Source organism: Psychrobacter sp. AOP3-A1-26 (genome assembly GCF_052378235.1).
In the GTDB taxonomy this organism is placed as follows: domain Bacteria; phylum Pseudomonadota; class Gammaproteobacteria; order Pseudomonadales; family Moraxellaceae; genus Psychrobacter.
This window is the reverse complement of record NZ_JBQSXN010000101.1, coordinates 1-10,023: the sequence shown is the minus strand read 5'-3', so window position 1 is coordinate 10,023 and position 10,023 is coordinate 1. Positions and strand designations below refer to the sequence as shown.

At 35.9% G+C, this 10,023-nt stretch carries 9 protein-coding genes and 2 pseudogenes; 10 read left to right on the top strand and 1 reads right to left on the bottom strand.

What is annotated here, in order from left to right; translation table 11 throughout:
* The first annotated feature begins 260 nt into the window (after positions 1 to 260).
* The 9 genes and pseudogenes from ACT3TU_RS12655 (at position 261) to kdsB (ending at position 8,555) form a co-directional block, all read left to right on the top strand.
* The gene (locus ACT3TU_RS12655) at positions 261 to 581 is read left to right on the top strand and encodes an IS630 transposase-related protein (protein WP_192522742.1); all 321 of its coding nucleotides are present in this window, start codon (positions 261 to 263) and stop codon (positions 579 to 581) included.
* Positions 582 to 904: 323 nt separating this feature from the next.
* Entirely contained in the window at positions 905 to 1,147 is a 243-nt protein-coding gene (locus tag ACT3TU_RS12650) for a transposase (protein ID WP_413038363.1), read from the top strand.
* Between the two features lie 183 nt (positions 1,148 to 1,330).
* Positions 1,331 to 1,420 (top strand): annotated as a pseudogene (locus tag ACT3TU_RS12645) (IS1/IS1595 family N-terminal zinc-binding domain-containing protein); the annotation flags it as partial.
* A 336-nt stretch (positions 1,421 to 1,756) separates the two neighbouring features.
* A complete protein-coding gene (locus tag ACT3TU_RS12640; protein ID WP_444784452.1) occupies positions 1,757 to 4,153 on the top strand; it encodes a capsular polysaccharide export protein, LipB/KpsS family in 2,397 nt (798 codons plus the stop codon).
* A 407-nt stretch (positions 4,154 to 4,560) separates the two neighbouring features.
* Complete coding sequence (locus ACT3TU_RS12635) at positions 4,561 to 4,941, top strand: hypothetical protein (protein WP_192522740.1); 381 nt, start codon at positions 4,561 to 4,563, stop codon at positions 4,939 to 4,941.
* Positions 4,942 to 5,006: 65 nt separating this feature from the next.
* Positions 5,007 to 5,184, top strand: a pseudogene (locus tag ACT3TU_RS12630) (DapH/DapD/GlmU-related protein); the annotation flags it as partial.
* A gap of 229 nt (positions 5,185 to 5,413) precedes the next feature.
* Positions 5,414 to 6,373 carry a KpsF/GutQ family sugar-phosphate isomerase gene (locus ACT3TU_RS12625; protein WP_192522738.1) on the top strand — a complete coding sequence of 320 codons (960 nt, stop codon included), beginning with the start codon at positions 5,414 to 5,416 and terminating at the stop codon, positions 6,371 to 6,373.
* A 42-nt stretch (positions 6,374 to 6,415) separates the two neighbouring features.
* Positions 6,416 to 7,255 (top strand): 3-deoxy-8-phosphooctulonate synthase, encoded by an 840-nt coding sequence (kdsA, locus tag ACT3TU_RS12620; RefSeq protein WP_192522737.1) that lies wholly within the window; start codon positions 6,416 to 6,418, stop codon positions 7,253 to 7,255.
* Between the two features lie 22 nt (positions 7,256 to 7,277).
* Positions 7,278 to 8,555 (top strand): 3-deoxy-manno-octulosonate cytidylyltransferase, encoded by a 1,278-nt coding sequence (kdsB, locus tag ACT3TU_RS12615; protein ID WP_192522736.1) that lies wholly within the window; start codon positions 7,278 to 7,280, stop codon positions 8,553 to 8,555.
* On the opposite strand, the gene ACT3TU_RS12610 is transcribed toward kdsB, so the two are convergent.
* Positions 8,534 to 9,514 (bottom strand): capsular polysaccharide export protein, LipB/KpsS family, encoded by a 981-nt coding sequence (locus tag ACT3TU_RS12610; RefSeq protein WP_192522735.1) that lies wholly within the window; start codon positions 9,512 to 9,514, stop codon positions 8,534 to 8,536. The two genes, kdsB and ACT3TU_RS12610, sit on opposite strands and share 22 nt — an antisense overlap.
* Before the next feature lie 201 nt (positions 9,515 to 9,715).
* Between ACT3TU_RS12610 and ACT3TU_RS12605 the strand changes: the two genes are divergently transcribed.
* Positions 9,716 to 10,023, top strand: a 308-nt coding sequence (locus ACT3TU_RS12605; protein ID WP_444784451.1) for an SDR family NAD(P)-dependent oxidoreductase, incomplete at its 3' end; no start/stop codon positions are given.

Below are 10,023 nucleotides of genomic sequence, written 5' to 3'. Positions count from 1 at the left end.
AGATAAGAAAAGTGGTAGAATACTTCTGAGGTTTATTCAGCGGACTTCCAAATACGATTTATGAAAAATGTCAAATGAAAAAGTAACAGCCAAGTTTGGACTTCCTAGAATACTATCAAAACCATATTACAGTGAGGGCTCAAAAATTAAATTGCCAAACAAATTAGGTATAAACCACTCAGTAAAGTATGCGATGACCTATTATTGAGAAATGTTCAGATGTATAGTAAAAGAAACATAAATCCGCTACAGTATATGATATGGCATACTCAAAAGACTACCGACAACTGATACTCAATAAGCTTGAAGAAGGCTATAGCATTCGACAACTTGCAGAGGAGTATCAAATTAGCACCAATACCATTCAGCGTTGGAAAAAATTCCCTGAGCGTAAAAAACGTCAATTTACTCCGACAAAGATAGACGATGATTTACTAAGAGCTGATGTAGACGCTTATCCTGATGATTATCAGCACGAACGGGCTCGGCGTTTTAACTGCACTCAAAGAGCGATAGGCATCGCTTTAAAACGACTCTGCATCACTCAAAAAAAAGAGCTTAACTCATCCAAAAGGAGATGATAAAAAACGTCTAATATTTCTTGAAAAGTTAGCGCAATTTAAGTTTGATGATAAGCCCATTATCTATCTTGATGAAAGTGGCTTTAAATCTCATAAGAATAGACCTTACGGTTATTCTCATAGAGGTAAAAAATGCTTTGGAAAATACAACTGGCAGCTTGAGAACCAAACCAATGCTATAGGCGCTAGCTGTTCGCTGTTGGACTCTATGATAGCAGTGTCAATAGCGATGTATTCCATAGTTGGGTTGAACAACTGCTGCTACCAGGCCTACCGAAAGACAGCGTAATCATTATGGATATGAGCGAGGATAAAGCAAAGCACTGCTTTGCTCGAGCGCAAGGGGAGAGCTGTGCTCGAGTACTACAACCTTTCCTAAGCGAAAAGACACGACTGAACTCATAGAGAGTGCAAATCACACTATTTTATGGTCGCCGCCTTACAGTCCTAATTTAAATCCTATCGAGCAGATGTGGGCTTGGGACAAACAAAAACGTAAAGAGTGGCGGCTAGATTGTGTTGATACCTTGTTCTTTTATTTCTTATGGCTGTGTGGCGATTTATAAGTTCTTTGACTATATAACTGAATTGACGAACGCGATACTTTAATTGTAGAAAGATTGGCGACGGTGTATCAAAAGGTATGCTGAGGGAATAAAGGAAGAGTGACAACCAAAGTAAGATGATATGTTTAAGATTATGAAGACAAAAATAGACTTTATTCGTCCCAATTGCCATAGTCCTAGTTTAAAGAAAATGGTATAAAAGGCTATGGTAAGCAAAACTACCTATGTAAGAACTGCATGCGTCAGTTCACTGGTGACCATACCTTGAGCTACTAAGGCTGTCATTCTAAAATTGAGTATAGAATACGGCTGATGATTGTTAGCATACTTTTTTAGAACACTACCAGATTGGCTTCTATAATCCATTGGAAAATTTTGGCATAAGAGAAAAAAGTATGAGAGTATTCAAAATTCTGCCTTATTAAATGAGCAGTGTATTAGTTTTTTAAAATAGATCGGTATGTTGCTTAATAAATAAAAACGATATAGGCATAGGCTAGAGTATGCTGGAAAAATAGATGTAATTAAAGCTAGCTATGTATTTCAATCAATTAGTTAATATATTAAATTCAATTAAATAAGATGTAAGATATAAGGTGTAAAGAAACTGTGAGTAAACTTACTAAATTAGCAAAAAACCCTTCTCTTTTTTTTCTAGATTCTTTTAAAAAAAGAATAAAACAGATAAATTCAAGCTTAAATGGCGATGATTATTTACTTGATAATAAGCATAAGTCAAAAACAAATGATAGAGCTAAGGGTAGTAATAAAAGTGGCTATGAAATAGAATCTAAGCAGTCCGCTCTGAAGTCTTTAAGTATTTTGAAACCTGATTATAGTTTTGAAGAAGGTAAGGAAGCTTATTTATACTTGCCTTGGATAAAGAGTCATGGTGATGCAGTAATACAGTCTATAAATAAATCGAAAAATTTTAAGATCTACCCACTTCAGTTGTTTGATGGTTATGGCGAAGTAAATAGAAAAAATATTTCAAGGTTTTCACGTGAAGATCCTGCCCAATACCGGAAATTTCTACTAAGTCACTTAGCAGTTATTAAAAAAGATATTCAGGGAGTTATATTTACTTTTGACTGGCATCCTGCAATGAGAATTCTAGTGAATGCATGTAATGACTTAGGAATAAAAACAATTCTGGTGCTCCATGAATCTGTATTTTTATCACAAGAAAAGTACTATATGTATAAGTTAGGCGCTTATGAAATAAACCTTCCTAAGTGTGACCATATAATTACGTGGGGGCAATTGCAGAAAGATATTTTTATAGAACGCGGCATAGATGAGAATAGGATTGAAGTGCTTGGTGCCCCAAAATTTGATATTTATAATAATTACGAGAGCTTAACTTCTCGTAAAGACTTTTGTATGATTTATGGTCTTGATCCAAATAAAAATATTTTTTTGTATGCCTTACAGCCTATGGATATTCAAGTAGATCAAGGTTATGCGCTTCAACGACAGAATCAAGCATTATTAGATATTATAGATTACTGTGAAAGAAATGATTCCCAACTTATCATGCGTGAACCGCCAAGTAATAATAAGAATACTATTTTTAGAAGAACAAAGGATAAGGTGGAAGCTGATGAAAGATTGGTTATTGATAAGTCTGGTTCTTATCTCTTACCAGTAGCTGAGAATTTATATCACGCTGATCTGTTATTATCAGTTAATAGTACTTTAATTCTTGAGGCTTTACTGTCGGATACTCCCGTAGTATCTACAAAGTATTTTGATTTTACACAAATGTGGGATGGGATGAAAATTCCAGTAGCACATAATAAAGATGAACTTTTTGATAGAATAGATGAAGTGTTGACAAGTAATGCTTCACTTGAAAGCATAGATTGGTCTTGGGCAGAAAAATCTCTATCAGCGGGGAGGTTTGATGGTCAAGCTTCAACGAGAATTACAAAATACTTGGAAGTTTTGAGTAATAGTGAAAATTTAGAAGAAAATGAAAAGGTAGAGCCTTTTAATTCACATATAAAATATCTTGCTAACTCAAATCCAGATTTAATTAAAAATACAGGCTTATACTTACCGGAACTCTTGAATTTTTCTGAAATGATAAAGCCTAGGAATGAAATAGAAGCTTCTCTTTGTGACGAAGTAATACAGTGGGGTATTACAGAAAGTAATAATAAAAAATCTGTTTCAAAACTCATGAATTCTTTTGGCAAAAAACCTTTCATTATAGAGGATGGTTTTATAAGATCAGTTGGTATAGGTTTGTCTAAAGAGCCAGCCTTGTCTATTACTCTGTGCGGCAGTAATACAGCATACTATGATTCTTACAAGGCTTCAAGTTTCGAAAAAATACTAAATTCTGATAGATTATTTACAGATGAAGAGCTGTTGAAAGCCAAGAATAGTATTAAGTTGATAACTGACAATCATATCTCCAAGTATAACGACTCTCCTCATTTACCTGTTTCAATAGGTCGCGATAGTGCACGTAAGGTACTTGTAGTTGATCAACGCTATGGCGATCAATCTGTAGTCTGTGCAAAAGCTAATGAAAACGACTTTCAAAGAATGTTGATTGACGCTATTCAAGATAATCCTGAAGCAGATATTATCATAAAAAGACACCCTGATGCTGTGAAAGGAGCAAAGGGTTCTTACTTTAGTGATGAAAATGTAGAGTTTACTAGAGACATAAATAACGTTTATTTAATTGACTATGATATTCATCCTCATCAATTACTAGAAATTGTTGATAAAGTTTATGTCTGCAGCTCAGGTCTTGGTTTTGAAGCTTTACTATATAATAAAGAAGTTATTTGTTATGGTGTACCATTTTATTCAAACTGGGGTATTACGACAGACAAAATAGTGGAAGATAGACGTATAAAAAATAGAACTATTGAGGAAGTATTTTATATTTCATATATTGAATGTAGCCGTTATTATTCTCCAGACTTAGAGAGAGTATGTGATATAGATGATTGTATAAATTATATCATTAAATATAGAAATATTTAATGATCTGTAATTAGAGAGTTATGATAATAAACTTATAGGAACTAATAGACCTCTTGTGAAAACACTCGTTTATTGACTTCCACTGACAGATTTGTGCAGGCTAGCGATGACTTATATAAAAGGTTGAATGCCTTAGAGCTATCATAATATATTGACTATTCTTCTAAGATCTACTTTTTACTTGAGTATTTAGATTTAAGCTGTTTTAAAACGTACAATAAGATATGTTTTAGGCTTGAAAATTAATAATGATCATTATTAAAAAACAGTATATTTTTTAAATTGTAACGGTTGTATATATTATTTAAAGAATAATTTTATTAGTCATACTGTTTTAATAATATGCTATTATTAAATTTTAATCACATTTATATTTGAAGCTATCTTGAAATAATAGAGGGAATTGTATGTTATATAGTTTTACTCAACGATCCGTAAAGTCAATAGGTTTAAATATAGACTTGCTTCAATTAAAAGGCAAGCTGAAATGCTCGTCTCCTATTTCATTTCAAGATTGCGTAATCTCTGGAAACTGTGAGGTAGGTGCGTTTACTTATTTTGGTAAAAAATGTGAAATAAGGAATACAGAAATTGGTAATTACTGCTCTATTTCTGCAGAGGTCATTATTAATCCTTTCCAACATCCGATTAATTTCTTGAGTACATCTGGTTTTGCTTTTGGTGACAATGGAGGTTTAGGAAACTTTGATGCATTCAAAAGTATTAAATCAAAGAATCAGCAGAACAAGCAAGGACAGGTTAAGGTAGGTAATAGACCTCTTGCATAAGTCATCGCTAGCCCTTGTAACTTCGTCAGTTGAAGTCAATGAACTGGTACTTTTGCAAAAGGTCTAATGATGTTTGGATAGGTAGACGAGTTATCATTATGTCAGGAGTTAGTATTGGTGACGGAGCAATAATTGCTGCTAACTCAGTTGTTACTAAAGACATTCCTCCTTATAGTATCTACGGTGGAGTAGCAGCAAAGCTAATAAAAATGAGGTTTGACCCTGATTTGATAGGATTGCTTTGTGATAGTAGTTGGTTTGATTATGTATTAGATCGTGAGATATTAGGAGATGTTAATTATGACAATGTAATAGAATCTATTAATATCATTAACTTGCATAAATATGAACTTCAAAAGATAGAAAAAAACATTACACTGAACAGAAAAAAAGCTGAAATAAAAATTGAATATTAAAATTTGCAAGAGCTCATAGTAAATTGATTATTGAGTTTTCCATTCTGAGAAAAAATATGAGAAATGAATATTCTGAAATCTTCGAAAAAGTTATCAATATAGAGATAGAGTCTTTAGTTGGACTCACAGCTTCAGTAGGGAGTGACTTTACGAAAGCCTGCAAAGAAATTTTGGAATGTAAAGGCCGCCTTATTATTACTGGTATGGGTAAATCAGGTTTAGTAGGTCGTAAAATAGCAGCTACTATGGCATCTACAGGTACACCAGCTTTTTTTGTACATCCTGGCGAAGCGGGTCATGGCGACCTTGGTATGATTGTAAAGGGCGATGTCATCCTAGCTATTTCAAACTCTGGCAATAGCGATGAAATTAATATTTTATTACCTGTGATTAAAAAACTAGACTTACCTTTAATAAGTATTAGTAAAAACTTATCAGGTAGATTGCCTCAAGCAGCGGATGTTGCTTTAACGCTTGGCGACTTTGAAGAAGCCTGTCCAATGGGTTTAGCTCCTACATCGAGTACCACAGCCACAATGGTACTCGGTGATGCACTGGCTATCGCTTTGCTAGAAGCTCGCGGCTTTAAATCTGAGGACTTTGCTTTATCTCACCCTGCTGGCTCTCTAGGTAAGAAGCTATTGACTCATGTTGCTGATCTGATGAAATCGGGTGACGAGATTCCTTTAGTAACAGGAAGCACTAGTATAATAGAGGCTCTATTCGAAATCACAGAAAAAAGATTGGGGATGACGGTAGTACTAGATGATGAAAATCATTATGGAGTACTGACTGATGGCGATATACGTCGCCTACTTACAGTTAATCAAGACATGAGCCAGCCGATTGCCAGTGTCATGAAGACTATGCCTATTACGACCTCACCTGATATGAAGGCATCAGAAGCGCTCAATATCATGAGACAAAAGAAAGTAAATCAACTTATAGTTTTAGATGGTGGTACGTTAGTCGGTGTGCTTGCTTTGCGTGACTTAGTACAAGCTGGTATTAATTAAATATAAATGGCTGCTCCAGTCATATCTATTAGGAAGTATGGTATGAAGATTACAGAAGATATTAGCGTTGGTAATGATAAGCCGTTTGTATTATTCGGCGGTATTAACGTCATTGAGTCAAGAGATCTTGCTCTAAGAGCATGTGAAGCTTACGTAGAGATTACTCAAAAGCTTGGCATACCGTATGTATTTAAAGCCAGCTTCGATAAAGCCAATAGATCTTCAATACATTCCTTCCGTGGTCCGGGGTTGGATGAAGGACTGAAGATATTGCAAGAAGTTAAAGATACTTTTAATGTCCCTGTTATTTCTGACGTTCATGAGATAGAGCAATGTCAGCCAGCTGCTGAAGTCATTGATATATTACAGTTACCTGCTTTTTTAGCCCGCCAAACAGATTTGATAAAGGCATTAGCAGAAACTGGCCGACCGATTAATATCAAAAAACCACAGTTTCTCAGCCCTGAGCAAATGAAAAATATCATTAATAAGTTTAATGAAATGGGTAGTGATAAATTAATGCTTTGTGAGCGTGGTAGTTGTTTTGGTTATGACAATCTAGTGGTTGATATGCTAGGTCTAGGCGTTATGAAACGTGTCAGTAATAACTTACCAATTATCTTTGATGTAACGCATTCACTGCAAACTAGAAATGCAGGTAGTGAGGCATCGGGTGGTCGTAGAGATCAACTTATTGAGTTAGCACGCTCAGGCATGGCATCGGGTCTTGCTGGATTGTTTTTAGAAGCACATCCAAATCCTGATGCTGCTAAATGTGACGGACCTAGTGCTTTGCCACTCGATAAGCTAGAGCCTTTCTTACAGCAAATGAAGCAAATTGATGACTTGGTTAAATCATTGCCTGATTTAGACATTCAGTAAAACTTATTCAAAGGTATATCAGATGCAATCTGTTGCTATTGTTATTCCCGCTCGTTATTCATCTTCACGCTTTCCTGGGAAACCACTTGCAGATATTTTGGGTAAACCAATGATTCAGCATGTGTATGAGAAAGCCGCATCTGTTAAGAACGCTACTGTAGTAGTTGCAACAGATGACAAAAACATTCTTTCAGTAGTTAACAGTTTTGGTGGTAAGGGAGTGATGACAAGCTCAACTCATGCTTCAGGTACTGATAGATTAGTAGAAGTAATGAATAAAGTTGATGCTGATCTGTATATCAACTTACAAGGTGATGAGCCTTTGGTTCGTCCTGAGGATCTAGAGCTGCTAATTAATGCTATGGCAGCAGATAAGTCAATTGAAGTTGGAACGCTTTATCATTCTATCAGTGCGCATCAGGCTAAAGATCCTAATACAGTCAAAGTGGTAACATCTCACAGTGGTCGTGCTTGTTATTTTAGCCGCTCTCCTATACCTTTTATTAGGGATAAGGATGTACAGACGAATTATAAACAACACGTTGGTGTATATGCTTACCGTAAGTCTGTGCTAGAGCAATATTCTCAATTAGCTGAATCTGAAATTGAGATAGCAGAGCAGCTTGAGCAATTAAGATTGTTAGATAGCGATATAGATATTTATGCATTTGAAGTAATGCAAACAGGACCCGGTGTAGATACTCCAGAAGATTTAGAGAAAGTAATCGCTATTCTTCAAGGTAAGCCATTAGAGAGTGAAAAATCTTTACTCTCTAACATTAACCTTGTTATTACGGATATTGATGGCGTATTAACAGACGGTGGTATTTACTATGATGAACATGGTGAATGTATCAAACGCTTTCATGTGCGCGATGGTTTAGGTATAAAGCTGTTGCAACAGGCAGGCATTCAAGTAGCAGTATTATCAGGTAAAGATTCAAAGTCATTAAGGAAAAGGATTTCTGATTTAGGGATTGATATTTTTATGCTAGGTATCAAAAATAAAGAAATGGCTTGTCAAGAAATTATTCAGCGTGCAAATACTATCAAAGCCAATACGGTATATATCGGTGACGACACCATTGATTTACCAGCCTTCATTAGTTGTGGTGTTGCCGTGGCTGTTGCTGATGCGCCAGATTATGTCAAGGTTAAGTGTGATTTAGTGACAAATACCAAGGGTGGCTTTGGCGCTTTACGTGAATTGGCTGATAAAATCTTGATTGAACAAGGTCAGTCTAAATTAATAGAAGATCCTGCTGCTTTTCTAAAAATTCATGCAGATATAACACAGTGATTATATTGACTGTATAGATAGCATATTAGGAAGTATTGACACTTATTATCCTCTCTTTCACAGATAGCTTCATAAAAAGGTCGCCCTAATACGGTGACCTTTTTGCCTCTTAACAACGCCTCAAATCCACCTAATGACGTAATCGTATAAACATGATCGATGGTCTCTAAAGCATCGACCAAATGAATAGACTGAGTGAGAATAAGGCAATCTAACTCAGTTAGGGTGTTAACGATAGAAGAATCATTGAGGGTCATCGGATGCGGTTTGACGATGATTTGTGCATTAGGGTTCTCGTTAATAGCTCGATTAACCACATCAAGTAGGGTAATACCAATACCGCCACCGTATTTTAACGAATCATCATGTGGTACTTGACCTAATACTAAAATACGTTTTTTATTCTTAATTCCATATATCGGTACGACATCGACATAAGGTTGATGATTATACTTGCTCACGCGACGCGCAACGTAATAATCGAGCATCTCTTGTGCTAGTGTTTCATCATAGCCGTCCTGCTCAAAGTCAAAATTGGCGATTAAATCGGTCAAATCGTTTGGACGACTGGTATCAAAGTAGGGCGCTTGGCTGTCTATTACGATAGATAATGGCGGCGCACCACTCTCATCATCAGGCCCTGAACGAATAAAACCATCTTCTAAAAAGAAGATATCTAGACCTTGCTCGCGGATATAATCGATAAAAAATGGTGGTGCTTTATAACCCCAGATATAAATAACCGGATTAATACGCTGAATAAAAGGCTTCAGCCATTTATCAAAATAGTGTTGATCAAAGTGGCGTTGGGTCTGAATATGAGACGCTTCAAACACCCAGTCGGCCACCATGTCACGCCATGGCTGCATACCGACGACCAAGGCTAAGCGCTGTTTTGGCTGACGATAGTGTTTATAGTAGCCTGATAATAACGGCTTAATGTAAGCTTCAAATTTCATAAGATAATTAACAGCTATGGTTGGTAGCGTATCAGGATGGATAAAGCCTGCTTTAACGATAATAAGACAAATATGATGGCGTAAAGCAGCTTGCTATAGCAATATGGGCGTATTTACGTTGGTAATATTATAGGGTTACCAGTATAGTGGCATTTATAAATAAAAACGAATGATGAAATTAAAAGAGTAATGGTGTTTTTTATGAAAAACAAGATATTGGTCACTGGCGGTGCAGGTTATATCGGCTCGCATACTTGTATTGCGCTGCATCAGGCAGGCTACGAGATAGTAGTATACGACAATCTATCCAATAGTAGCCGCGAAGCGGTCAATCGTGTTGCTAGTCTTATCGGTCAGCCAATTGACTTTGTGGAAGGTGATATCCGTGATACGGATTTACTAAGACAGGTGTTTTCTGACAATCAATTCTTTGGTGTCATTCATTTTGCAGGTCTTAAAGCGGTTGGTGAGTCGGTTGCCAAACCATTGATGTATTATAATAATAACGT